Annotated in this window: 28 protein-coding genes; 24 read left to right on the top strand and 4 right to left on the bottom strand. The window is 53.2% G+C overall.

Annotated features, from left to right (window positions below):
* Positions 1-87: 87 nt before the first annotated feature.
* The 6 genes from M3223_RS08270 to M3223_RS08295 all read left to right on the top strand — a co-directional run bounded on the left by M3223_RS08270 (position 88) and on the right by M3223_RS08295 (position 5,160).
* Positions 88-1,329 (top strand): MFS transporter, encoded by a 1,242-nt coding sequence (locus tag M3223_RS08270; RefSeq protein WP_251560796.1) that lies wholly within the window; start codon positions 88-90, stop codon positions 1,327-1,329.
* Between the two features lie 114 nt (positions 1,330-1,443).
* The gene (locus tag M3223_RS08275; protein WP_251560797.1) at positions 1,444-2,139 is read left to right on the top strand and encodes a DUF2953 domain-containing protein; all 696 of its coding nucleotides are present in this window, start codon (positions 1,444-1,446) and stop codon (positions 2,137-2,139) included.
* Positions 2,112-2,579, top strand: coding sequence for a GerW family sporulation protein (gene ytfJ / locus M3223_RS08280; protein WP_251560798.1), 468 nt, complete (start codon positions 2,112-2,114; stop codon positions 2,577-2,579). The genes M3223_RS08275 and ytfJ overlap by 28 nt, the downstream gene beginning before the upstream one ends.
* 212 nt (positions 2,580-2,791) lie before the next feature.
* A complete protein-coding gene (locus M3223_RS08285) occupies positions 2,792-3,934 on the top strand; it encodes a D-alanyl-D-alanine carboxypeptidase family protein (RefSeq protein WP_251561016.1) in 1,143 nt (380 codons plus the stop codon).
* 6 nt (positions 3,935-3,940) lie between these two features.
* A complete protein-coding gene (locus M3223_RS08290; protein WP_251560799.1) occupies positions 3,941-4,606 on the top strand; it encodes a nucleoside recognition domain-containing protein in 666 nt (221 codons plus the stop codon).
* Positions 4,607-4,626: 20 nt separating this feature from the next.
* The gene (locus M3223_RS08295) at positions 4,627-5,160 is read left to right on the top strand and encodes a spore maturation protein (protein WP_251560800.1); all 534 of its coding nucleotides are present in this window, start codon (positions 4,627-4,629) and stop codon (positions 5,158-5,160) included.
* Positions 5,161-5,197: 37 nt separating this feature from the next.
* Here the strand turns inward: M3223_RS08295 and M3223_RS24225 are convergent, their stop codons facing one another.
* A complete protein-coding gene (locus tag M3223_RS24225) occupies positions 5,198-5,329 on the bottom strand; it encodes a hypothetical protein (protein WP_285891171.1) in 132 nt (43 codons plus the stop codon).
* 141 nt (positions 5,330-5,470) lie between these two features.
* On the opposite strand from M3223_RS24225, the gene M3223_RS08300 reads away from it, so the two are divergent.
* The 6 genes from M3223_RS08300 (at position 5,471) to M3223_RS08325 (ending at position 11,996) form a co-directional block, all read left to right on the top strand.
* Complete coding sequence (locus tag M3223_RS08300; protein ID WP_251560801.1) at positions 5,471-6,211, top strand: pseudouridine synthase; 741 nt, start codon at positions 5,471-5,473, stop codon at positions 6,209-6,211.
* Between the two features lie 78 nt (positions 6,212-6,289).
* Positions 6,290-6,823, top strand: coding sequence for a redoxin domain-containing protein (locus tag M3223_RS08305; RefSeq protein WP_251560802.1), 534 nt, complete (start codon positions 6,290-6,292; stop codon positions 6,821-6,823).
* A gap of 58 nt (positions 6,824-6,881) precedes the next feature.
* A complete protein-coding gene (gene resB, locus M3223_RS08310; RefSeq protein WP_251560803.1) occupies positions 6,882-8,546 on the top strand; it encodes a cytochrome c biogenesis protein ResB in 1,665 nt (554 codons plus the stop codon).
* Entirely contained in the window at positions 8,543-9,808 is a 1,266-nt protein-coding gene (gene ccsA / locus M3223_RS08315) for a cytochrome c biogenesis protein CcsA (protein ID WP_353057676.1), read from the top strand. The genes resB and ccsA overlap by 4 nt, the downstream gene beginning before the upstream one ends.
* A 25-nt stretch (positions 9,809-9,833) precedes the next feature.
* Positions 9,834-10,550, top strand: coding sequence for a response regulator transcription factor (locus M3223_RS08320; RefSeq protein ID WP_251560804.1), 717 nt, complete (start codon positions 9,834-9,836; stop codon positions 10,548-10,550).
* A gap of 3 nt (positions 10,551-10,553) precedes the next feature.
* Complete coding sequence (locus M3223_RS08325; RefSeq protein ID WP_251560805.1) at positions 10,554-11,996, top strand: HAMP domain-containing sensor histidine kinase; 1,443 nt, start codon at positions 10,554-10,556, stop codon at positions 11,994-11,996.
* A gap of 168 nt (positions 11,997-12,164) precedes the next feature.
* On the opposite strand, the gene serA is transcribed toward M3223_RS08325, so the two are convergent.
* Positions 12,165-13,757, bottom strand: a complete 1,593-nt coding sequence (gene serA, locus M3223_RS08330) for a phosphoglycerate dehydrogenase (protein ID WP_251560806.1) — start codon at positions 13,755-13,757, stop codon at positions 12,165-12,167.
* 430 nt (positions 13,758-14,187) lie between these two features.
* Positions 14,188-15,108, bottom strand: coding sequence for a hypothetical protein (locus tag M3223_RS08335; RefSeq protein ID WP_251560807.1), 921 nt, complete (start codon positions 15,106-15,108; stop codon positions 14,188-14,190).
* Between the two features lie 63 nt (positions 15,109-15,171).
* Here M3223_RS08335 and M3223_RS08340 point away from each other — a divergent pair, with 63 nt between their 5' ends.
* The 3 genes from M3223_RS08340 to M3223_RS08350 are packed head-to-tail and all read left to right on the top strand — an operon-like array spanning position 15,172 to position 16,930.
* Entirely contained in the window at positions 15,172-15,765 is a 594-nt protein-coding gene (locus M3223_RS08340; protein WP_251560808.1) for a CPBP family intramembrane glutamic endopeptidase, read from the top strand.
* Complete coding sequence (locus M3223_RS08345; protein WP_251560809.1) at positions 15,762-16,031, top strand: hypothetical protein; 270 nt, start codon at positions 15,762-15,764, stop codon at positions 16,029-16,031. Before M3223_RS08340 ends, M3223_RS08345 begins: the two co-directional genes overlap by 4 nt.
* Positions 16,031-16,930 (top strand): metallophosphoesterase, encoded by a 900-nt coding sequence (locus tag M3223_RS08350; protein WP_251560810.1) that lies wholly within the window; start codon positions 16,031-16,033, stop codon positions 16,928-16,930. The genes M3223_RS08345 and M3223_RS08350 overlap by 1 nt, the downstream gene beginning before the upstream one ends.
* Before the next feature lie 7 nt (positions 16,931-16,937).
* Here the strand turns inward: M3223_RS08350 and M3223_RS08355 are convergent, their stop codons facing one another.
* The gene (locus M3223_RS08355; RefSeq protein ID WP_251560811.1) at positions 16,938-17,828 is read right to left on the bottom strand and encodes a polysaccharide deacetylase family protein; all 891 of its coding nucleotides are present in this window, start codon (positions 17,826-17,828) and stop codon (positions 16,938-16,940) included.
* 211 nt (positions 17,829-18,039) lie between these two features.
* Between M3223_RS08355 and M3223_RS08360 the strand changes: the two genes are divergently transcribed.
* The 9 genes from M3223_RS08360 to M3223_RS08400 all read left to right on the top strand — a co-directional run bounded on the left by M3223_RS08360 (position 18,040) and on the right by M3223_RS08400 (position 24,067).
* On the top strand, positions 18,040-18,396 hold the full coding sequence (locus M3223_RS08360; protein WP_251560812.1) for a hypothetical protein: 357 nt from the start codon (positions 18,040-18,042) through the stop codon (positions 18,394-18,396).
* A gap of 168 nt (positions 18,397-18,564) precedes the next feature.
* The gene (locus M3223_RS08365; RefSeq protein ID WP_251560813.1) at positions 18,565-19,179 is read left to right on the top strand and encodes a genetic competence negative regulator; all 615 of its coding nucleotides are present in this window, start codon (positions 18,565-18,567) and stop codon (positions 19,177-19,179) included.
* A 142-nt stretch (positions 19,180-19,321) separates the two neighbouring features.
* A complete protein-coding gene (gene prsW, locus M3223_RS08370) occupies positions 19,322-20,017 on the top strand; it encodes a glutamic-type intramembrane protease PrsW (RefSeq protein ID WP_251560814.1) in 696 nt (231 codons plus the stop codon).
* A 54-nt stretch (positions 20,018-20,071) separates the two neighbouring features.
* Entirely contained in the window at positions 20,072-20,230 is a 159-nt protein-coding gene (locus M3223_RS08375; RefSeq protein WP_251560815.1) for a hypothetical protein, read from the top strand.
* A gap of 69 nt (positions 20,231-20,299) precedes the next feature.
* Positions 20,300-21,640, top strand: coding sequence for a germination protein YpeB (gene ypeB, locus M3223_RS08380; protein WP_251560816.1), 1,341 nt, complete (start codon positions 20,300-20,302; stop codon positions 21,638-21,640).
* A 92-nt stretch (positions 21,641-21,732) separates the two neighbouring features.
* Positions 21,733-22,383 (top strand): flagellar brake protein, encoded by a 651-nt coding sequence (locus tag M3223_RS08385; RefSeq protein WP_251560817.1) that lies wholly within the window; start codon positions 21,733-21,735, stop codon positions 22,381-22,383.
* 107 nt (positions 22,384-22,490) lie between these two features.
* Positions 22,491-22,643 carry a hypothetical protein gene (locus M3223_RS08390; RefSeq protein ID WP_251560818.1) on the top strand — a complete coding sequence of 51 codons (153 nt, stop codon included), beginning with the start codon at positions 22,491-22,493 and terminating at the stop codon, positions 22,641-22,643.
* Positions 22,644-22,773: 130 nt separating this feature from the next.
* Positions 22,774-23,487, top strand: a complete 714-nt coding sequence (cmk, locus tag M3223_RS08395; RefSeq protein ID WP_435367998.1) for a (d)CMP kinase — start codon at positions 22,774-22,776, stop codon at positions 23,485-23,487.
* Complete coding sequence (locus M3223_RS08400; RefSeq protein WP_353057677.1) at positions 23,477-24,067, top strand: lysophospholipid acyltransferase family protein; 591 nt, start codon at positions 23,477-23,479, stop codon at positions 24,065-24,067. Before cmk ends, M3223_RS08400 begins: the two co-directional genes overlap by 11 nt.
* Positions 24,068-24,109: the final 42 nt, after the last annotated feature.

Genomic DNA, 24,109 nt, shown 5'->3' on the forward strand with positions numbered 1-24,109 from the left:
GTAATCACTTTATTTGATGGTAGCACGGTATTAAGCTAGATACAACAAGCCGCGCGTGAGCTAATGATTTAAAATGGAGGTCAGATTATGAACGTTCAACAGATTACAACATCCGCTCGAAAAACCGGCAATTGGTTTGCTTTAGCCGCTTTGGCCGTAACTTTTTTTGGTGTCGGGGTTACGGAGTTTATAAGCATCGGCATTTTGCCCGGAGTTGCCAATGACTTCGGAGTATCCATTTCAACCGCAGGACTGATCGTATCGATGTATGCGCTCGGTGTGGCGGTTGGAGGCCCTATTCTAACATCGCTGACGGCAAAGCTTAACCGGAAACGGGTACTGCTGGCGATGATCGTTTTGTTTATTATCGGACATTTTATAACGGCAATTGCTCCGGTGTTCAGTCTTGTGCTCGCCGGACGTGTGCTTTCAGCGTTTTCCCATGGTGTATTTTTCGCTCTCGGCTCTACGGTTGCCGCTAATCTGGTACCTCAAAACCGCCGTGGCAGCGCAATTGCCTTTGTGTTCGGAGGATTTACGATCGCGACTGCCATTGGCGCTCCGCTTGGAACGTATTTAAGCGAGATTTTTGGCTGGAGATTGCCCTTCTACGGAATTACGCTGATCGGGATTATTGCGCTTGTTTTAAATGCGGTCGCCATACCGGATATCAAGCGAAGCACGGGCATTCCGCCTTCGTTTAAGGAACAGCTGAAGCTGATTACTACCGGCAGAATTTTGCTCGTGCTGGCTATTACAATCATCGGATATGGAGGCACATTTGCCACCTTCACTTATCTTTCCCCAATTCTTCGGAAGTTGACCGGCTACGGCGGCACAGCGATCAGCTTTATTTTGTTCCTGTATGGGGTGGCAATTGCAGTCGGCAATCACTTTGGAGGCCGATTAGGCAACGACAAACCCGTGCATGCTCTGTTTTACATTTTTCTCGTTCAAGCTGTAATTCTGCTGTTATTCACTTTCACCGCGCCGTCCAAAACGCTCGGACTGATTAATGTCATCGCTATGGGTCTGCTTGCATTCATGAGCGTGCCGGTGCTGCAGGCTTATGTGCTGACGCTGGCGGAGCGTTACGCTCCAAGCGCAGTGGATTTTGCTTCTTCGCTTAATATTGCATCATTTAATGGGGGAATTGCCCTCGGCGCTTATATCGGAGGCGTTGTCGCTGACGGAATAGGACTGCAGCATACGTCCTGGATGGCTGCGGTCATGGTCGGCCTGGGGGCGCTGCTCACGTTAGGCAGCATGAAGCTGGAAAATAAGCATATCCGGGAGCAAGGAAACGAAACGGACCGGCCTGCCCAATAAAAGTTGGAGATTTTTTGATTTGCTGGGACATACTACTTCCGATAATGCGGCAACGGGCAGTGTATTTTTCAATGCTGAGCTGATGCTTCCGTGCCGCCGAAGGAGGTGGGTTTCATGTCCATGCCGGATCATTGGATAGGCTGGCTGGTTGTTGTATTGCTGCCGTTTCTTGTCCTTGCGGCGCTGACAGCCGTACCAATCCGGGCAAAGGCTGAAGGACAGCGAAAACACGGCGACGATAACATCGTACTGAATGTGCGTACGCTGTTCGGGCTCGTCAAGTTCAACTGGGAAGTGCCAGTTATGAAGCTGGGCGGCTCCGGGCTGAAGGTGGAGGAGCTTTCCCAAATCGAGGGAGGCTCGCTGCTTCATACGGGAACGCGCAAAGACGAGGAGATCGGGTTCAGCAAAATTAATGATTTTCTGCATAATTGCTGGAATCTGCTTAAACAAACCGATCAATTGACGGCACTGGTCCGAAAAACGCTTGGCAAAGTGAGCATCACCCGCTGGGAATGGCGCACAAGGGTAGGCACGGAGGACGCGATGTGGACCGCAATGGCGACCGGAATGGTCTGGTCATTCAAAACATCCGCTCTCGGCATCCTGTCCCAGCTGGTACGGCTGCGAGCTGAGCCTAAAATGGAAGTGCAGCCTGAGTACCGGGCTCCATGTTTAGAGACCAGCTTTAGCTGCATAGCTGAAATCAGCTTGGGAAATGCTATCCTTGCCGGACTGCAGCTGCTTGTCCGGATGATGAGAACGGAAGGAGGCGTCAGACTGTGGCAGAACATCCTATTCAAGGCCTAATGCAAACGGCCATGGAAAACATCAAGGAAATGGTGGACGTCAACACGATTGTCGGGGACCCAGTGCAAACCCCGGACGGTAGCGTCATAATGCCGATCAGCAAGGTAGGCTTCGGCTTTGTCGCCGGCGGCAGCGATATCCGCATGGACGGGACCGCGCGCAGCGCATCGACGCATACGGAAGGACATAACGCTCACAATGCGCAAGTTTCCCTGCCTTTTGGCGGAGGAAGCGGCGGCGGCGTTTCAATTACGCCAATCGCTTTTCTCGTCGTGGGCACGCATGGAGTGCGCGTTGTGCCGCTGGACAATCAGACGCATCTGGTGGAGCGGGTCATTGATTCCGTGCCGGGAGCGTTTGAAAAAATTCAGGGCATGTTCAAGAATCATGGGCATGACCGCGTGGAAAGCACTCTTATCAACGCTGATCCCATCATCTAAACGGGATTGCTCCCTTCAGCTGCCCCTTCGGGGGCAGCTTTTTGTTGCGGAGGCTGGCTTGATTAAAGGCTTGTTCATATTTAAAGGACAAGACACATACAGTGAATGAGGAAGTCTGGAGCCGATGCGCTCTTGCGCTGCGAGGAGGAACGAATACAGTGGTCTTAAATTTAACGTGGAAAAGAACTGCTGCCGCCGTGATCGGATTGGCGATGTTATGCGCCTCATTAATGCCTGCAGCCTATGCAGCGGAGGCTCCGAAGCCGCCTTCAACGAGCGCCCGGGCATCCGCGCTAATCGATGTGCAGTCGGGCCGTTTGCTGTACAGCGATTCCGGTGATACGCCGATGCGAATTGCCAGCTTGACCAAAATCATGACGGCGATTACGGCGATTGAAGAAGGAAGGCTGACCGATACGGTAACGGTTGGAAGAAATGCCGTCGGCAAGGAAGGCTCATCGATTTATTTGCGCTTGGGCGAGAAAATGTCTCTGGAGAACATGCTGTACGGGCTGATGCTGCGCTCTGGCAACGATGCGGCTACCGCAATTGCCGAACATGTCGGCGGCTCCGAGGAAGGCTTTGTGCGCATGATGAATGAAAAAGCGGCATGGATCGGTTTGGAACATTCTACATTTAAAAACCCGCACGGACTGGATCAGGAAGGCCATCTTTCTACAGCCAACGATTTGGCCAAGCTGACGGCATATGCGCTTCGTAATCCGGTATTCGCATCGATTGTCAAAACCAAGGTGCGCAAAGCTCCAAATCCGTTTGAGCCATGGGACTACAGCTGGGCGAATAAAAACAAAATGCTTGCTATGTACGAAGGGGCGGACGGAGTCAAAACCGGATATACCAAAACGGCGCTGCGCTGTCTCGTCAGCTCGGCAACAAGAGACGGCCAGCAGCTTGCGGCCGTGACGCTCAATGACCGGGACGATTGGCATGATCATGCCGCGATGCTCGATTGGGGGTACACTCATTACAAGCTGAAATCTCTCGCCAAAAAAGGCGAGCCGCTTAACGGCTACGCGCTCGCGGCTGGCAAAGCAATGAGCTATCCGCTTGCGGATGGTGAAGAGGCTGAACTTAGCAACAAACTTGTGCTGCTAAGCCCAGAGAAAGATACGACCGCTTATACGCTAGGTGAACGGGGCAGGCTGGAATGGAGCCTGAACGGGCAAGCCATCGGCTCGGTTCCTGTATATGATCTTGGAAGTCCGCGTTTGAAGCTGCCGGACCGTCCCGCTGCATCATTCCGCCCAGGGGGAATGTTCAGCAGCCGTCCCGCCTCATTCGGCGCGGCGCTGAAACTAAGCCTGAGCGCCTTATTTGGAGCAAAGGAGGGCTGATGCGGCATGGTCAATTGGATTTGGCTGTTTTTTATCGTAGTCAGCGTTGCGGTTGCGGCCGTTACCGGGCGTATGGACGCTGTTACGCAGGCGGCTTTTGACGGAGCCAAAAACGGGGTGACGATCTGTTTTGGCCTCATCAGCATCCTTGTGTTCTGGATGGGGCTCATGCGTATTGCCGAGGATGCCGGGCTGCTTGCCCGGATCGCCCGGCTGCTGGGCCCGTTTGTACGGCTGCTCTTTCCTGATGTGCCAAAAGGGCATCCGGCAATGGGGTACATCATGAGCAACATGAGCGCCAATATTCTCGGGCTGGGCAATGCGGCGACACCGATGGGCATCAAAGCGATGCAGGAGCTGCAAAAGCTCAATCCGAATCCAGACACCGCGACTCCTGCGATGTGTACGCTGCTGGCTCTGAATACGTCGAGCATTACGCTGGTTCCCACCACATTAATCGCAATAAGGATGAACTACGGCTCGGCCAATCCGGCCGAAATTGTCGGCACGACGCTGATTGCGACGGCGATTGCGACAGCGGCAGCAATAGCGCTTGACCGCTGGTACCGCAGCAAGCAACCTCCGCTCGCGCCGCCTGCCGACGGTTCAAGATACAATAAGTCGCCGGTCTGGCCGGACAGCGGAGAGAACGGAAAACAGTCTGCGGTTTGAGGCATGAGGGGGTGTGAGCTATGTACAATTTCATTAATGTAATATCCGCCTGGATGATTCCTGCTATTATCGCCTTCATTCCCCTTTATGCCGCATTCCGCAAAGTGCCGGTTTATGAAACGTTTACCGAGGGTGCCAAGGAAGGCTTCGGAACCGCAATCAGCATCATCCCGCATCTAGTCGGCATGATGGTGGCGATCAGCATGTTCCGGGCATCCGGAGCGATGGATTTTATAACGGGGGCGATTGAACCGCTGCTGCGGCATATCGGCATACCCGGAGAGGTGCTGCCGCTCGCTCTGCTCCGGCCGCTCACCGGCGCGGGATCGCTCGCCTATACATCCGATCTGATTGGCACATTTGGGCCTGACAGCATGATCGGCCGCATTGCCTCTACCATTCAAGGAAGTACGGACACAACGCTGTATGTGCTGACCGTGTATTTTGGCGCTATCGGCATTCGCCGGACAAAGTACGCCCTGAAGGTCGGACTGTTTTCCGACCTGGTCGGATTTTTGGCTGCGGTGTTCATTTGTCTGTACATATTTGGGTAAGCGGGGGCGACTGTGCAAAATGGTTGGCTTAAGGTCGTCAAACGACCTTGAGCAGCTGCGGCTTCCCGCCAACGGCCGACCAGCCAAATGCTGCAAACGAATTGCCGCCCGCCCAATCCAGGGTAGGGCTTTTTTTCGCACGCGCCAGCTTTCTACTAGATTGCCGCACCGCCGCACATCCCAAAAAACGGCTGTTTTCCCGTCACGGGAGAGCAGCCGTTTTTCTATGCGCGTCCTCTATCGCCTGCAGCGGGAGTCTGCTTGTGCTTTTAAGGGACAATGGTTATGATGGTGGGTGAGGTGAACTTAATTGGAACGATTACAAAAAATCCTCGCTGCCGCAGGAGTAGCCTCCCGCCGCAAATGCGAGGAGCTGATTACGAGCGGTGCGGTGGAAGTGAACGGCAAGGTTGTCCGCGAGCTCGGCACGAAGGCCGACCCGGCTTCGGACGTTATTACGGTGAAGGGCAAGCCGATTGCCTCCGAGAAGAAAATTTATTTGATGATGAACAAGCCTAAGGGCGTCATCACAAGCGCGTCCGACCCTAAGGGACGCAAAATCGTCAGCGACTTTTTGACCGGCATAACGGAGCGAGTCTATCCCGTCGGAAGACTGGATTACGATACGGAAGGGCTTCTTCTGCTTACCAATGACGGCGAATTCGCCAATTTGCTTACCCATCCGAGCCATCACGTGCCTAAAACCTACTTGGCTACGGTAAAAGGCGTGCCTCATGGCTCCGCTCTGGAGAAGCTCCAAAAAGGCATCAAGCTGGAGGACGGCATGACGGCTCCTGCAGAAGTGGACTACCAGGATGTCGATATGGATAACAAAGTGGCGACTATTTCCATCACGATCTATGAAGGTCGCAACCGCCAGGTTCGCCGCATGTTCGACGCAATCGGACATCCTGTTGCGAGGCTGAAGCGGATCAAGTTCGGCCATCTTGGCTTAGAGAACATGCAGCGCGGCAAATTCCGCCATCTCACACTGTCCGAAATCAAGGAGCTGCGCGATGCGGCACTTTCACACAATAGTCATAAAAAATGACGGCTGGACAGCCTGTGCGCACCCTTGCGGAAGGTATAATGAGGAAGAAGAAACGCTTTCAAAAGGTGGTGACTCGGGATGAAGGGCTCTGCCCGCAAGACGGTACAAATCATCATTTTTCTCGGCGTCTTGCTTCTTGGCGGTTATGCCGTCAGCAAGACGCTGTTTGCGTCAAACGAAGGTTTTACAAAAGTCGGGGATAAGCCGCCGGAGTTCACTCTGACTGCGCTTGACGGCAGTACGGTTTCTCTTTCCGATTACGAAGGCAAACCGGTCGTCGTCAATTTCTGGGGCAGCTTCTGTCCGCCTTGCGTCAGGGAAATGCCGGAGTTTCAGCGCCAATACGACAAGTGGAAAAACGAAGGCCTGGAAATTCTCGCGATCAATTTGAGCGAGGACGACTTGACTGTCAATAGCTTTGTCGAGGGCAGGAATTTGACGTATCCGATTTTGCGTGACGTCGGAAGAGAAACGGAGAAGCGTTACCGGCTTCGCTCGTACCCGACAACCTTTTTTATCCGTCCTGACGGAACGCTGGAGGAAGTATTTGAAGGCGGAATGACGGAGGCCGATATCGAGGAGCGTGTGCTCAAGCTGATTAAAACGAGCTAGGGCGGCCTGCGGCAACGGCAAGGAATCGGATAAGCGAGACGAACAGGAGGCTATAGCGGTGTTCCAAAACACCAAATGTAAATGCGGTCACCAAAATCCGACCGGCACAGTATTGTGCGAGGCATGCGGCAGATCGCTTGGCGAAGAAGCAGAGGCAGACGGAACCGAGCTGCTGGAAATGCGTTACGACGGTGCGGCGAGACGCTCCCAAAAGAGCAATCCGTCGCTGCTGGACCGGGTCTGGAACTTTTTTTCCTCTGTAAAAGTCGCCGTCTATTTAATTATCATAACGCTGATCGGCGCGTCGTTGGGGACAATCTACCCGCAGGAAAGCACGTTTATCGACGCTCCGGACTTGTCCAGTTACTACAAGGATACATACGGGATATCCGGAGAGATTTATTACGCTCTTGGATTGTCCCACACGTTTGAGTCGTGGTGGTTCGTGCTGCTGCTCGTCATGATCGGCACCTCGCTTGTTGTGTGCAGCCTGGACCGGGTGCTGCCGCTCTACCGTGCGCTAAACAAACAGCAGATCCGCAAGCATGAGTCGTTTCTGCTGCGCCAGAGGGCGTGCTATAGCGGGACGATCGATGCCGATGCGGACGGATGGGTGGACCGGTTTGAGGCCCAGGCCAAAAAGCAGCATTACAAGGTTATCCGCAAAGACGGAGCGCTGCTCGCGGAAAAAAACCGATTCAGCCGCTGGGGACCTTATGTGAACCATATTGGTCTCATTCTATTTCTGCTTGCGGTGCTGGCGCGCGCTGTACCGGCTTGGCAGATGGACGAATACTTGACGATCCCGGAAGGGGATACGTTGCGTATCGAGGGCACGAACTATTACGTAAAAAATGAAGACTTTACGGTCGAATTTTATTCGGATGACGTGCTTCCCAAAGAGCTGAAAGGGACGGCGCGCGTCAAGCTGTACCGGACGGATGCCGTTATGTACGAATGCACAGCGAATTGTACGGCTGATGCAAAAACCTCCCAGCTGAAGGAAGTTAAACGTCATCCTATCGAGGTCAACAGTCCTCTGGAATATAAGGGCTACAAGCTTTATCAGTTTGACTTCGATAACACTCCGATATTGCGGGATGTAAAGCCGGTGCTGGTCGATAAAAAGACAGGGAAAGAGTATGGTCCGTTTAAGCTGTCAATAAGCGACCCGGAGACTAGCTACCAGCTTGGACCGTACCAGCTTGAGCTGAGGCAAAGGTTTATGGAGTTCGCCATTGGCGATGACGGCCGGCCTGTCACCAAATCTCGCGAACCTAAAGCTCCGGCATTTATTTTCCTTTTGCATGGCCCCGGCCTTGCCGAGGGAGGAGAGCCTTTTATTTACTTCCCGATGCAAAAAGACAAAGCTGCATTTAGTCAGGACAAGCTTAATGCGGCTTTGACAGACCGATTCGATATTAACGTGAAGGGCATGGATAACGTCAATTTTGTTGAGTTTTCCACGTTCCTGAACGTCCGCAAAGATTTGGCCATGCCTTATATCTGGATCGGACTCGCCATCTCGATGATCGGCCTGACCATGGGCGCTTATTGGCATCATCGCCGGATATGGGTGCGGCTGGACGGAACGCGCGTCACGATTGGCGCGCATACGAACAAGAACTGGTTCGGGATGCGGTCCGATCTGGCGGCTGCACTGAAGGCGGCCGGCAATGAGGTAGACCCGAAGAGCTTGGATAACGGAGGGAATCGGACGTGAATTGGCTTGATTTAAGCAGCTCCGCTTTTATGGCGGCATTTTTCCTGTACTGCTTCGGCTTTATGTTTTATGTGGTGGCGTTTGCCGGCCGCAAATGGAGCCACGGCGACCCGGAGCGCTTTCAGCGCAAATGGGGAAAAGTTGCGATTACGGTTTCGTCATTAGGTTTGGCGGGCCATCTGGTCTTTTTCTTTGCTCGCTGGATCGGCCAAGGCCATATACCAGTCAGCAACATGTACGAGTTCATGACATTCCTTGGCATGGCGGTCATGATCGCCTTTGTCATTATCTCGCTGATCTACCGCAGACTGATACTGGGCATCATCACGCTGCCGCTAGTCATTATTATCATCTCGTATGCGTCGGTGTTCCCTCAAGAGGTTCAACCGCTCATTCCGGCGCTTAATTCGATTTGGCTTAAAATCCATGTTACAACCGCCGCCCTTGGCGAAGCGTTTTTGGCCGTAGGATTTGCCGCCGGATTGCTGCACTTGCTGCGTACGGTCAACTACAGCAAGGGCGCTGACGATGCCAAATCAAAAAAAGAACGCTTCTGGGTGGAGACAACGCTGTTCATGCTGCTTGTAGCCTGCGGCTTTATTATCAGCGTGTTCGGCTTCCGTATGGCAGGGTATGAAGCGGAATTCAAGCAGGAAAAAGTAGATGTAACACAAGCGGGGGAAGCTGTCACGGAAACCAATACGGTGAAGTATTCCATGCCTCCGATTGTGAAGCCGTACAACAGCACCGTTGTTAAAGCCGAAGAGTTCCTAGGCGCAAACAAGCCGCTGTTCGAGGCTCCGTCCTGGATGAACGGCGTTAATGCCGGCCGCAAGCTGAACACGGTTATCTGGTCGCTGCTTACCGGCGCCATTCTCTATGGCTTGCTTCGTCTCCTATTCCGCAAACAGCTCGGCGCGGTTATCCACCCGATGACGACGGATATCGATCCAGACGATCTGGATGAGATCAGCTACAGAGCAATTGCCATCGGATTCCCGATCTTTACGCTAGGTGCGCTTATATTCGCCATGATCTGGGCACAAATTGCCTGGTCGCGCTTCTGGGGCTGGGACCCTAAAGAGGTATGGGCGCTCATCACCTGGCTGTTCTACAGCGCGTACCTGCACTTGAGGCTGTCGCGCGGCTGGCACGGCAAGCGCTCTTCCTGGCTTACTGTCATCGGATTCGTTATTATTATGTTTACATTGATTGGCGTCAACCTGGTCATTGCCGGCTTGCATTCCTACGCCGGAGTTTAAAGATTAACCAAAGGAGTCGTGCCTTATGAGTGATTATGTGCACCGGATTCTCGTCGTTGACGACGAGGAACGCATTCGCCGTTTGCTGAAGATGTACCTGGAGAAGGAAGGCTATCACATCGAGGAGGCCGAAGACGGGGAGCAGGCGCTCAAGCTTGCTTCCGGCTATGATTTTGATTTGATTTTGCTGGACGTCATGCTTCCGGGGATGGACGGCATCGAGGTATGCAGCCGGCTGCGCCAAATCAAAGGCACCCCGGTCATTATGCTGACGGCTAAAGGGGAAGAAATGAACCGGGTGCAGGGCTTTGAGGTTGGAGCGGACGATTACGTCGTTAAGCCGTTCAGCCCTCGCGAGATCATTTACAGGGTCAAAGCCATTTTGCGCCGCTCCTCGGCAACGGCGTTCCTCACCCGCGAGACTAATGCCAGCAGCAACATCGTATTCCCTCATCTGATCATTGAGCATGACGCGCACCGCGTCACGGCCGGCGGCCAGGAAGTGAGTCTTACTCCGAAGGAGTACGAGCTGCTGCATTATTTGGCGGTTAGCCCGGACAAAGTATTTTCCCGTGAAGAGCTGCTGAAGGATGTATGGAACTACGAGTTTTTCGGCGACCTCAGAACAGTGGACACGCATGTGAAAAGGCTTCGCGAAAAGCTCAACAAGGTTTCCGCCGAAGCGGCTTCCATGATTACGACAGTTTGGGGCGTTGGCTACAAGCTTGAGGTGCCGAAGTAACCGATGAGATGGCTGTGGAGAAGCGTCGTCGGCAAGCTTTGGTTAACGATTATGCTGCTCGTTGCAGTTGTGCTGATTATTCTGGGCATGTTCCTGCTGCAGTATATCGACATTGCTTTTGATGAGCCGAATCGGGTCAAAGTTCTGTTCGTCTACATCGGCATCATCGGTTTTCTGCTCTCCACCTTTTTCGCTTTTTTCCTGTCCAGCAAAATCACTCAGCCGCTGCTGCAGCTTAAAGACGCGGCAAACCTGATTTCGCAAGGGGAATACCAGACGAGGGTTCCGATGCGATCCTCGGATGAAATTGGCGAGCTGGCAGGTGCCTTCAACCGTATGGGCGCCGATCTGCAAGAGTTCATTACCGATTTGAATCACGAGAAAGAGCATCTTTCGAGTGTGCTTCGCAGTATGGCGGATGCGGTCATAACGCTGGATGCATCCGGTCAGGTTGTGCTTGCCAATCCTCCGGGAGAACAGCTGCTGGAGCGTTGGCGCAAAGCAGACTGGAATCAGCCGGAAGAGCTGGGAGCACTTGCTCCGGGCAGTGCGCCGGTACCGCTTCGCGAGCTTTTCCGCACCGTGACGCTGGAGGGCCGTGATTTAAGCGAGAAGATTCAGGTCCAATCCGGGGTATGGTCGGTTGTAATGGCGCCGCTGAAATCCGACGATACGGTGCGCGGAGCGGTGGCCGTGCTTCGAAACGTAACGGAAGAGCATCGGGTGGAAAAGCTGCGCCGGGACTTTGTCGCTAATGTATCTCATGAGATACGGACGCCTTTGTCCATGCTGCAGGGGTACAGCGAAGCTTTGCTGGATGACATCGCGGCTTCTCCAGAGGAACGCCGGGAGCTTGTTCAGGTCATCCACGACGAATCTCTGCGTATGGGACGGCTCGTGAAGGATTTGCTTGATTTGGCCCGTATGGAAGCGGGGCATGTGGAGCTGAATCTGGCCCGCGTCGATTTGGACGGGCTGCTGAAACGTGTCGCGCATAAGTTCAACGTTTACACGCTGGACCGGGGGATCCGGCTCGATTATAAAGAGTCTAGCGAACCCGTCATTCTTATGCAGGCGGATGAGGACAGGCTGGAGCAGGTGCTTACTAACCTGCTCGATAATGCCATTCGGCATAGTCCGGACGGATCAGGCATCCGGCTTGCGCTGGAACAGGTGGATGTTGATGGAATCCCGCATGCGGAGCTTACCGTCACAGACGAAGGGCAGGGCATACCGGAAGAAGATTTGCCGTTTATCTTCGAACGGTTTTATAAAGCCGATAAAGCCCGCAAAAGAGGCCAATCAGGCGGAACCGGGTTGGGGCTTGCTATCGTGCGTAATATTGTAGATGCGCATAGCGGAACAATTCGGGCCGAAAGCGAAATCGGACGCGGCACGGTGTTTACTCTGCTGCTGCCTGTCGAAGCAAAGCCGAATATGTCCTAACACCCTCCTTTGGAGGGTGTTTTTTGTTGAAGCAGCGGTGCAAATATTGTTGCATGTGGAACAATTAAAGCGCTTACAACCAAATTTTGCTTAAGCACGGCGAAGGGACAAAGTTTATAAACAAATAAAAACCCGCCGTAACGGCGGGTTTTTACGAGAAACTATCGTTTAATAAAGCGTAACTTCTTTGGCGGTTTTGAGCTCTTCCAGTTGAGTCATTTGTGCAAGCACCGGTTTAGGCACGCCTTTATCCACGGTAAGCACCATGATTGCAGCTCCGCCTTCGGCCTGACGTCCTACCTGCATCGTAGCGATGTTCACATCGTTCGAGCCGAGCAATGTACCAATGCGGCCAATGATGCCCGGACGGTCGTTATGCGAGATCAGAACGAGATGGCCCGATGGAGCAACGTCGACGGTGTAGTTGTTAATCTGCACGATACGCGGTCCGTAGCCTGTCAGCAGCGTACCTGCGACATGTGTGCTTTCGCTGCGTCCGTTCAGCGATACGGTGACAAGGTTTGTGAAGTCCTTCGCGGTATGCGATTTGTTCACAACAACATTTACGCCGCGTTCTTTGGCCAGGTGCAGGGAGTTGATGATGTTAACTTGGTCGCTGCCGAGATGATGGCCAAGAATGCCTTTAACGATATAACGGGTCAAAGGCTGGGTATCCACTTCAGCCAAATCGCCGGAGTATCCAACCGTAATTTCTCCAACCGGACCTTCGGTAATTTGAGCGATCAAGGAACCGAGTTTTTCACCGAGTTCGAAGTAAGGCTGCAGCTTCGTCATAACGGCTGCCGCAACAGGAGGCATGTTAACTGCATTCAGGAACGGCTCATTGCGGAGAATGTGCAGCACCTGCTCCGATACGTCGATCGCAACGTTTTCTTGGGCCTCAATCGTCGAAGCACCAAGGTGAGGCGTGACGATGATTTTTGGATGAGTAAGAAACGGATGATCCGCAACAGGAGGCTCCACTTCAAATACGTCAAAGGCGGCTCCGGCAACAATGCCTTCATTGATTGCATCTACCATGGCGTACTCGTCCACGATGCCGCCGCGCGCGCAGTTGACAATACGCATGCCGCGTTTCATGATTTTGAATTGCTCTGCTCCGATCATGTGGCGGGTCTCAGGAGTAAGCGGTGTATGAACCGTCATAAAGTCGGCGCCGCGCACAATATCTTCAACGCTTGCGAGCTTGATGCCGAGTTTTTCTGCTTTTTCTTCTGTAAGGAAAGGATCGTAGCCGAGAATGTCCATGCCGAACGCTTTAGCGCGTTTGGCAACCTCGCTGCCGATGCGTCCCATGCCGACAACGCCAAGCGTTTTGCCGCGCAGCTCAACGCCGACGAAGGATTTGCGGTCCCACTCTCCGCCGACTGTTTTGGCATAGGCTTGCGGAATGTGGCGCGCTACGGCCATCATCATGGCAAAAGTATGCTCACAAGTCGTAATCGTATTGCCGTCTGGTGCGTTAATAACGATAACGCCTTTGCTAGTGGCTGCTGGAAGGTCGATGTTGTCTACGCCAACTCCGGCGCGGCCGACAACCTTCAGCGATGTGCCTGCCTCCAGCACGCGGGCGGTAACACGGGTTTGGCTGCGTACGAGCAGGGCGTCGTATTCACCGATGATCGCAACGAGCTCATCCTCGCTTAGGCCAGGCTTTTTGTCGACAACGACGTCAGCAGCGTCCATGAGCTGCTGAATGCCGAGATCGCTGATCGGATCGGAAACTAACACTTTGAACATGGGGAATGCCTCCTAGCAATTGGTGGTTGCATACAAAACAAGCTGCTTTGCCTTGAAATGAAAGGGCGATTTCACTTGAACGGGTGAAGCTATAGAAAGTTGTATGCTTGCGAGCCATGAAGACAAAACGCGGGTTGCCGTTCTATGGAACGGAGTGCGTCATTGTCGGTACGCTCAACTGAAAAGCGTTACCGCCGGCACATCCCGCATGATAAAAAATCCCCGCCCGGCCGCCATTCAGTCAGCCGGAACGGGAATTTCCGAAAAGCTTGCCCGAGCAAAAGCGCCTTCGGGTGATGAAAATTCTCGAATTCTGTCGATTCTTTACACCTAAAGGCTGACTTTTACTATTTTAAAGCGGTGTTGTCCCAAATGCAATGACAAAACTTGATGAGCATGTAAATTTTAGATATCATTCAACCAGACCGGATCAGCTTTCAGGCGGGAGGAAAAACGGCAGTTGGGGGAGTACCTCCGAACTGTACAACCGGGATTTGATCTGCCAAAAATCTCCGCTGCGCACAGCGCCGGTGCTCGTAAGCAGCTCGGCGGCTTCCTGCAGGCTATCCAGCTTCAGCCGCTTCGCTTCACCGGACTGGATCAGCTGGTCGATTGCGCCGGTCAAGTCTTGAGGCAGATATTCCTTCACCCGGCCTCTTTTGCTTAACAAGTCGGCAATCAGCTTGTTTTTCACCGCTAGCGAATGGCCGTCCCACTGGGCAAGCCTTATGACGCCGGACAGCTCAACTTTGGCGGGGATGTTGGAATTGGCGGAAGAAGCCCACTCCAGCATGGCCGCGTAATAGCTGTTTTGACCGCCTAGCGACAGGTTGGATGCTTTTATGTAGTCTTTATCGGAGCGGAGCGTAGTTAAAAAACGATCCGCGCTGCTGCCGGCCGCTGCTGTCTTTTGCCGGTCTGCGGCAGCGCCAAAGCGGTCCAGGCTGGCCAAATAGCTTGAGCGAGCATCGGCAAGCAGGCCGCTTTTGTGCTCCAGGGTAACGGCTTCAATCTCTTTTCGTTTTTTGGCGGCAAGATCGTCCAGCTGCTCCAGCACGCCGGTCGACAGACCGGCGGAGCGGGATTCCAGGCGGCGCTCCATGCTCAGCCATTCGCTCTGAAATTCACGGTAGGGAGAAAATACGGTATGATAAAAGGATACCAAATCCTGCTGGCTGTATACCGTGCCGGATTTGGCCGAAGCTGCCTGAAGCTTTTTGGCCTCATAACGGGATTCCGTGCGCGAGGAGCCGATCTCAACGCCTGCAAAAAAGGCGCCTACCGCTAAAGCAAGCATGAAAATAAAGCCTAGAGTAAATAGCATTTGATAGCGGTTCAGATGTTTGTCCATTTGAATTCTCCTTGCAATCGGTTAATTATCGGCTGTGATCACTTCTTAGACAGGCGGGACCTCATGAAAAAATTCGATATCCGCAACATCCGTATCCGAAGCGTCTCCGTCGATGAACTGTCGGATCATATGCTGCTGCTCAACCTGTATATCACACAAGCAGTTACCCTTGTTATCGGCTTGGCCTGGTGTTTTTTTCAGGGCCGTAATCCATTCCTGCTGCTTGAGCTTCCGTCCGGACCTGGCTTTTTATATTGGGGGCTTGGATTGGCTGGCGCGGTGCTCGCTGCGGACCTGGTTATATCCAGATGGGTGCCTGAAGAAGCGGCCGATGACGGCGGGGTTAACGAGAGGATTTTCCGCAACCGTCCCGTTTGGCATATCGCACTCCTTTCTCTTATTGTGGCGATCTGTGAGGAGATGCTTTTCCGCGGTGCGATTCAATATGCTTTCGGTGCGTACTGGACCAGCATCATTTTTGCCGCCATCCATGTTCGTTACTTGAAACACTGGATTCCGACCGGCCTTGTATTTTCCATCAGCTACGGCTTGGGATGGATTTACGAAGAGAGCGGCACGTTATGGGCGCCGATTGCAGCGCATTTTGCGATTGACTTTATTATGGGACTTATCATTCGGTTTAGGAGGGAAGCATGAGCCGGATCGAAAAATTCGGACGAAAAAGGCAGAAGGCCGGCGCTTCCGCTTTGCAGGAGTCAGGCCGTAATAATAAAAGCCTGCCGCCGAGAAGCCGCAAGCATCCGTCGCTGCGGCCGCGTTTGTTCAGACTGCTGATGCAGACGCTCGTCTTTTTGTTTATCGTTTTGTCAGGCTGTTTGTTCCTGTGGGGCAGGAGCATGTTCCTGGAAACGGGAGAGCCTGCGGGAGCGGCGGTTTGGAAAGGGTTTGGTGATTTTCCGTAATGAACTCCATGACAATTATTATTATGGCCATTATCGTTATGATTGTTTTCGCTTGGCTTGGCATGCTTCTCCTTCAGAAAATGATACGGGAAGCAGCCGGTTCAGAAGTAATCCAGGAAGCTGTACCGCTGGAAATGCTGCCAAGCGGGCTGGAAGGGCTGAAGATCCTGTTCATCAGCGACATCCATCGCCGAGTTATTGACCCGGACCTGCCCCGGCAAGTGGAAAAGCTGGGAGGGGCGGAGCTGGTATTAATCGGCGGAGACGTCCGCGAGACAGGAGTTAAGCTGCAGCAGGTTCGCGATAATATGCGGCTGCTGCGCAGCATTGCTCCCGCTTATGCGGTGTTTGGCAATCATGACTATGACGAAGACATCACGGAGCTGGACGCTTGTTTGCGAGCGGAAGATGTGACGGTGCTGCAAAACCGTTTCACGCTCGTTGATCTGCCCGGCCGCACATCGTTTAAGCTTGCCGGCACGGATGATCCCCGCACAAAGCGGGACCGTCTGGAAGAGACGCTGAAAACGCCGCTTATGCCGCATAAAAAAGCGCTGGAATTGTTTGGAGGGGAAGCTCCGTTCACGCTGCTGCTGGCGCATGATCCCATTCTCGCGCATCGCTGCCGCCACAGCGGCATTGCGGCCAATCTTGTCTTGTCGGGCCATACTCACGGCGGCCAAATTATTCTTCCTCTGTTAGGTCCGGCGATGCGAACCGCAAGCGTCCGCAAGTTCCGCGCAGGCTGGTTCGACCTTCCGGCTCCACTCGCATGGCAAAAAACCGGACCATCAAAGGTCCGGCTGCTCGTAAGCCAGGGCTACGGCACCTCCAAAGCGCCGATCCGCCTGAATTGCCCGCCCGTTATTCATCTGTTGAGCCTGGAAAGGGCTGATTGAGGCTGCATTACGACTTGGGCAGTTCAATTGTGGCGGGATCGATAAATCCGTATCCTTTCTGCTCCAGCTTCGTCAGCAATTCGTCAAGCCCGTCCGCGGTCCATTGCAGCTCATGCATCAGAATGTTTGCCCCCGGGTGAAGCTGGTCCAGCACCTGCTGGATCACGAGCTGAGGATCTTTTTTGGTCGCTTTCAAATCCCAGTCCAGCGAGCCGTTCGACCAGGTCATATATAGCATGCCTTCCTCCTTGGCTACTGCTTTGCCTACATCGCCGCCTGCACCAAAGGGAGGCCGGAAAAACCGCGGACGTTCACCTATCGTTTTTTCAACAATATCTTGAACATCGCCGAGCTGCTTCTGCACCTCGGCTTTGCTTTTTTTGCGAAGCTCAATATGATCCCAGGAATGGTTGCCGATAATTTGGCCGCGCTCATGAATCAGCGTAAGCAGCTCGGGCTTTTCTTTAGCACGGTAACCGTTGACGAAAAATATGGCTTTGGCGTTATGCTTCTCTAACGTATCCAGCATGGATGTCAGCATTTCTTTCTCTTTTGGACCGTCGTCAAAGCTCAGCAGCACAACCTTTTTCTCAGCATCGCTGATTGGAGAAAAACGAAAGCTTTTTTCGTTCATGCGATATAGCGGTTTGCCTTCGCCGAGCTCCTCCGATGCGGGAGAAGGGGATGGCGAAGGTGATACGGACATCGCCGGTGATGGCGAAGGTGATGCGGATGGCGCTGTGCTAACCTGCGGAGCAGGGGAATTGCTGGCCGATGCCCGCGGTGATTCATCCGGTCCGGCGGAGCAGCCTGCCAATAGCAGCAGCGCGGCTGCTGCCGCTGCCGAGCCGCGGGAAGACCGGGAAAATATATGGGCTGCACTGCGTTTGTTTGTCAAGGGAACTACCTCCAAATTACCTGGAATTGGACTGTCATTAGACCCGCGGAGTCGCGGTTCAAGAAGCTCATTTTACCATAATACCCGGCGGCTTGCCGGGTTGAATCTTAGCCGCAAGTTTCCTTCACACGGATGAAGGCGATAGCAGAGGGCATACTACTGGCGTTAAGAAAGCTCAGGTCCGGTTATCCGGCAAGGAGGAGGAAAGGCGTTGAAACTCGGAACTTTTATTGTTGGCGGCGTTGCAGGAGCGGCGGCAGCCCTATATATCGCCCGCAAAAAACCAGGTTTGGCGGCTGCGGCAGGAGTTGCGGCCGGCCAGCTGTGGAGCGGTGCTGTGCGAAGATCGATGTCGGCTGTATTGAAGCGGCAAAGTCATGGAGAACGTGAAGCTGAAGTAAAACGGGATCAGCACGAAGTCATTGAGCGGAACGCCCCGCAGCATAGCGGAGCAGCCGATTCCCAGGCGTGGGCGCAGATCGCGGCGCTGGTCAGCAGCGACCCGGCCGTCAAGCGCGAAACCGAGAAAATCATGATTGAGGCAGGCACAAATATGCCTCCTCACTGAATCCGAGACAGCCGGTTTTTCTCCTTCTGGGGAGGCCGGCTGTTTTTTTGCTGTTCCCGTGCATTCCTTCTCTGGAGATGGTAATATAGTCATATAGCACGTATGTCGCACCTTATGGCTGGCGCATCATACGCTGTTATATCCGATGCTGCAGAGGAGGATCCTGTCATGAAGATCGAACGGTTAGGGCAAGACAAAATTCGCATTTTTCTGACGTTCGACGACCTGCTGGAGCGCGGGATCCAGAAGGACGACATGTGGCGCGAGATACCGAAAGTGCATGATCTATTCAGCGAAATGATGGACCAGGCCTATTCGGAACTCGGCTTCGACGCTAACGGTCCGCTTGCAGTCGAAGTAATCGCGATGCCTGCTCAAGGCATGGTCGTTATCGTTACCCGCGGCAAAGTCAACATTAGCTCCGACAGCGGACGGCTGGACGATGAGGATGCGGACGAGGACATTTACGAAATGGAAGTAACGCTGGAATCCAGCGATACGATCATGTACTCGTTCCGGGATTTTGAGGATGTCATTTCGGCGGCTAGACAGCTTAAAGCGTCTAAGCTGACGGAAGAAGGCAAGCTGTTTTCTTACCATGGACGCTATATACTCACTTTTGATGCCGCTTCTTCCGATGCGGCGGCGCAAAATGCACTTATTGCTGTTCTTGCCGAGTATGGAGAGGCAACTTCCGTTACCAATGCGGTACTGGAGGAATATGGCAAGGTGATCATGCCGTCCGACGCAGTCAAGGAGCTTTGCAGTCATTTCTCATCCTAATTTTAAGCTGCAACGAGCATTCGCGAACGCCGCTTTCGCCGCGAGTGCTCCTTTTTTGTGCCGGGAGAGGTCGAGCTTAACCGGACATAGATGGCAGGTAACGACCGGGAGTTCAACTAAGATAAAGGAGGCGTGACGACGCTTGCTGCTGTTTTCTATTCTTACTGCCGCTGTAGCGCCGGGAATCGCGCTGCTCACTTATCTTTACCTTAAGGACCGTTACGACAGCGAGCCGATTCATCTTGTTGTAAAGCTGTTTCTTACGGGTATGCTGGTTGTAGTGCCGGTAATGGTCGTGCAGCGCGGCATCGAGCTGTGGCTTGGCAGCAATCCGCTTCTTTCGTCCTTTGGCTTATCGGGCGGAATTGAGGAAATGGCCAAATGGTTCGTGCTGTATCATATCATTTTTAACCATACTGAGTTTGACGAGCCGTATGACGGAATTGTTTATGCGGCAAGCATCTCGCTTGGTTTTGCCACGCTGGAAAACATTCTGTACGCGGTATTTTTTCCTTCAACCTTTACGACGCTTATGCTGCGCGCGCTGCTGCCTGTCTCGGGACATGCGCTGTTCGGCATTATGATGGGATATTATCTGGGCAAGGCCAAGTTTGCTCCACAGCGTCAAGTTCGCAGACTGCTTGCTTACTCGCTTGTGCTGCCCGTTCTTTGGCACGGCATCTACAACTGGATTTTAACCTCCGTTATGCAGCAACTGGCTTGGGTCATCGTCCCTTTTATGGTCGTCCTGTGGATTTGGGGACTTGGCAAAATAGGCCGGGCCAACGCGCGTTCACCTTTCCGTATCGTAGGCAGGGAGGAAGAGGTTAAGCTCTGACAAGACGGTCTATACTGAAGGTATCCAAGTATTGGAAACCGGAGGTCGACGTTTATGGATGAAGCGCGTATTAAAGTGAGCATCCGCTGCAGATTATGCGGGGAAAAATTCGTGCTGCGCGGCAGACGCGACGGCGGCAGAGTAGATACGGGCTTCAAAATGTGCCTGTGCAACAATACCGACGATTTTGAAATTGAAGAAATGCCGGTCTGACCGGTGCATAAAGCTCCTTTCGGCTAACCAAACTAACACCAGGTTTGGCAGAAGAAAGGAGTTTTGTGCATGCATACGTACCGAAGACTGAGCGGTGTGCTTTTTCCCCTTGTGACGCTGTTGCTTCTCGGCGCTTTCTATTGGGGATACCAGGAGCGCGAGGCCAAAAATGCGGTGTTATTAAAAGCGGAAACCCAATATCAAAAAGCGTTCCATGAATTGAGCGCCGACCTGGACCGGCTGAATCATCAGCTTGGCAGCACGCTGGCTGTTAATGCGGCTTCGCAGAGCTATCAGCGCAAAAGCATGGTCAACATGTGGCGGCTGACAAGCCAGGCGCAGGCTGAAATTAGCCAGCTGCCGCTGACGATGATGCCGTTCCAGAAAACCGGCGATTTTCTGTCGCATATTTCTAATTTTGCGTACAAGGCGTCGATGAGAGATCTGACCAAACAGCCCCTTACCGACAGCGAAATGAAAACGATGCAAACCTTGTACGAGAAATCGACGGAAATTAACAACGATTTGAGCACGATTCAAGACAAGGTGCTGCAGGACAAGCTTCAATGGATGGATGTTGAGATGGCGCTTGCCGCGAAGGAGCAGAAGTCCGGCAATGCGATTATTGACGGACTGAAGGATGTGGACGGCAAGGTTGGCAAGTACGAGGCGATCGACTGGGGTCCAACCGTTACCGGGATGTATGAGAAACGCACGATTAAGATGCTGTCCGGTGAGCCGACAACTGCTGAAGAGATTAAACAAAAGGCCGCTTCATTCCTCGGTCTGGATTCGGCAAGCGCGATTACCGTCAAGGAGAACGGCAAGGATACTCCATATGCGACCTACTCCGCTACCGTCAAAAAAGAGCGCGGACATAACTTATCGATGGATTTCACCAATCGCGGCGGCGAGCTGATCTGGTACATGAAACAGCGCGACATCAGCGGCAATAAAATCGAGCTGGCTGAAGCAAAGCTCCGTGCAGCCGAGTTTTTAGACAAACACGGATATCCGACGATGGAAGCCGTCACTTATGACCAATTAGGCAATGAAGGCGTCTTTACGTTTGTGCACAAAAAGGACAATGTGCTGATCTATCCGGACAAAGTGACGGCTAAGGTTGCTCTGGACAACGGCGAGGTGGTAGGGCTTCAAGCAGGCGATTATGTCTACTCGCACCGCGACCGCAAGCTGGACAAGCCGGAGATGAGCGTAGATCAGGTCCGCAAAGGGCTTACGCCTGCCATGAGCAAGGCTAAAGGAAGACTGGCCTTGATCAAAAACGAAGACAATCAAGAAGTTCTCTGTTACGAATTCAAGGGCAAAACAAACGGTACGAACTACCGGATCTATTTGAACGCAGATAACGGTTCGGAAGAAGCGGTCGAGGAAATGCCTGAATTCTAAAGGCCGGCCGGACCCATTGACGCCAGATTTCGATATAGCCCCCCTTATTCCGACATGCTATAATCATGGCATTACGGGAGGGGGGGCTTATTTTGCTGCCTAAAGTTAATGACACATTGTTTATCCAGGTCGCTTCCTCCGATGATGCGGAAGCTCAAGCCGTCTACAAATCCAGGGTGGCGGATGAAGACGCGGATTCCCTATTCATTGAGATTCCGATCCACGAGCCGAGCGGCAAGCTCAAGAAGCTTTATTTGGGAGACGAGCTGTCCATTCATCTGATAAACCAGGAAGGCGTAAAACATTATTTCAATTCTCATGTCATCGGGTATCGGGATGATATTTTGCGTTTAGTCCGAATCCGCAAGCCTGAGCCGGGAAGCATGACGAGAATTCAACGCCGCAGCTTTTTGCGGGTGCCGGCAGAGCTGGAGCTGGCCGTATCAATTCGGGGGCAGCATCGCTTTATCGGACTGACCGACGATGTCGGCGGGGGCGGGATCTCATTTTTATGCGATGGCAGCAAACCGGTGGATTCCGGAATTGAACTGGAGTGCTGGCTGCTTATTCCGTTTCGGAACGGCGTTGTGGAGCATGCTTTTTTCAAGGGAGAAGTTATACGGGTTCAAAAGCTGGAGAGCGGCCGCAAACAGGCGATGCTCAAATTCACCACGATTTCAGAGCCGGATCGGCAAAAAATCATTCGCTGCTGCTTTGAGAAACAACTGGAATTCCGGAAGTAAAATTAACTGAGCCGCTTTCCCTGTCCTCATACATATCTTTCCGGCCGGAGAGAAAAATACCTTTGCCTGAAATTGGGCAGGGATCATCGGGAAAGGCGGGGAGCTATTTGCAGCATAAAGACCGGGTTTTCGGCATTTTGGCAGCTGCTGCGGTTGTGCTTTTGCTGCTAGCCGCGCTTTCGCAGGCATTTTTGTATGCAGCCGGATCTGAGCCGGGCTTTTTCTCTCGCCATGCCGGTGAAGGTGAACAGCTTAGGTAGGAATGGCGATAGAGAGTTAACCCTTTTGCATCCATTCGTTGACTGTGATATAATTGTTAGGCAGGCAAAGCCTGCTTTTTTACTGATTTTGGATGATCATCTCTGCTAATGCCGCTTGGAGGAACTGCCCTTGAGTATCCATCACGACGGGATGGACGAACGCATTAATATTGCGATCGACGGACCCGCCGGTGCCGGCAAAAGCACCGTAGCACGGAGCGTTGCCGAAGCATTAGGCTATATCTATATCGATACCGGCGCAATGTACCGCGCAGTAACGTGGAGCGCCCGCGAGGCAGGACTGGATGTCGAGGACGATAAAGCGATTGCGGATCATGCCGCTAAGCTGGATATTGCACTCGCGCCAGGCCCAAACGGACAGATTGTCCTGCTGGATGGACAAGACATTACCGACAAGATCCGATCAAGGGATGTCAATCTGCATGTGTCCCGCGTCGCGGCCAATGACGCAGTCAGGCTGCTGCTGGTCGAGATGCAGCGCAAGCTTGCATCCGGCAAAGGCGTCGTTATGGATGGACGCGATATCGGGTCCCATGTGCTCCCCGGAGCCGAGCTCAAGATTTATTTGACCGCCAGCGTTCAGGAACGTGCGCTGCGGCGCTTCCGCGAGTCCGGAAACGCCTCGGGCGTTTCGCTGGAAGTGATGGAGCGGGAGATTGAGGAGCGGGATCGCAAAGACATGGAACGCGCCGTGTCGCCTCTAATCCAGGCGGAGGGAGCGCTTCTGCTGGACAGCACCGGCATCCCTGCCGAAGAAGTCGTCTCGCAGATCGCCGAGCTTGGCCGGAAGAAACTTGCGGAGGCGAAACAGGATGTTATATGAATTTTGCAGAGGGGTGCTTCGCGGCGCTTACGCCGTTTTGTTCCGCCTCGAGGCCGAAGGGCTTCATCATGTCCCGGCCGAAGGGCCGGTCATTCTGTGCGCGAATCATATTAGCAATTTCGACCCGCCGACGGTCGGAATTAAGCTGAGCCGCAAAGTGCATTACATGGCCAAAGCCGAGCTGTTTGAGGTTCCGGTTCTAGGCAAGCTGATCAACGGCCTTGGCGCATTCCCGGTGAAGCGGGGCGGCGTAAGCAAGGAGTCGATCCGCACGGCGATTTCACTGCTTAAGGACGGCAACGTCATGGGAATTTTCCCTGAGGGCTCGCGCAACAGCGGAGTGGATGCGGCCAAGAAGGGCGCAGCTATGATCGCGCTTCGCAGCGGTGCAACGGTTATTCCAGTGGCGATTGACGGCACGTATAAGCTTTTTCGCAAAACCCGCGTCATTTACGGACCGCCAGTAGATCTTACCGAATTCATCGATTCTTCTTCCGGCGGAGATACTTTGGAGCAGGTTACGAACAAGATTATGCGCAGTATTACGCAGCTTCGCCAGACTCAGCAAGATCAATATTAAAGATGTTTTAATCCCTTATTCCTGATTCAACAGTGCAATTGG

This window comes from Paenibacillus pasadenensis (genome assembly GCF_023715725.1).
Lineage (GTDB): Bacteria > Bacillota > Bacilli > Paenibacillales > Paenibacillaceae > Paenibacillus_O > Paenibacillus_O pasadenensis_A.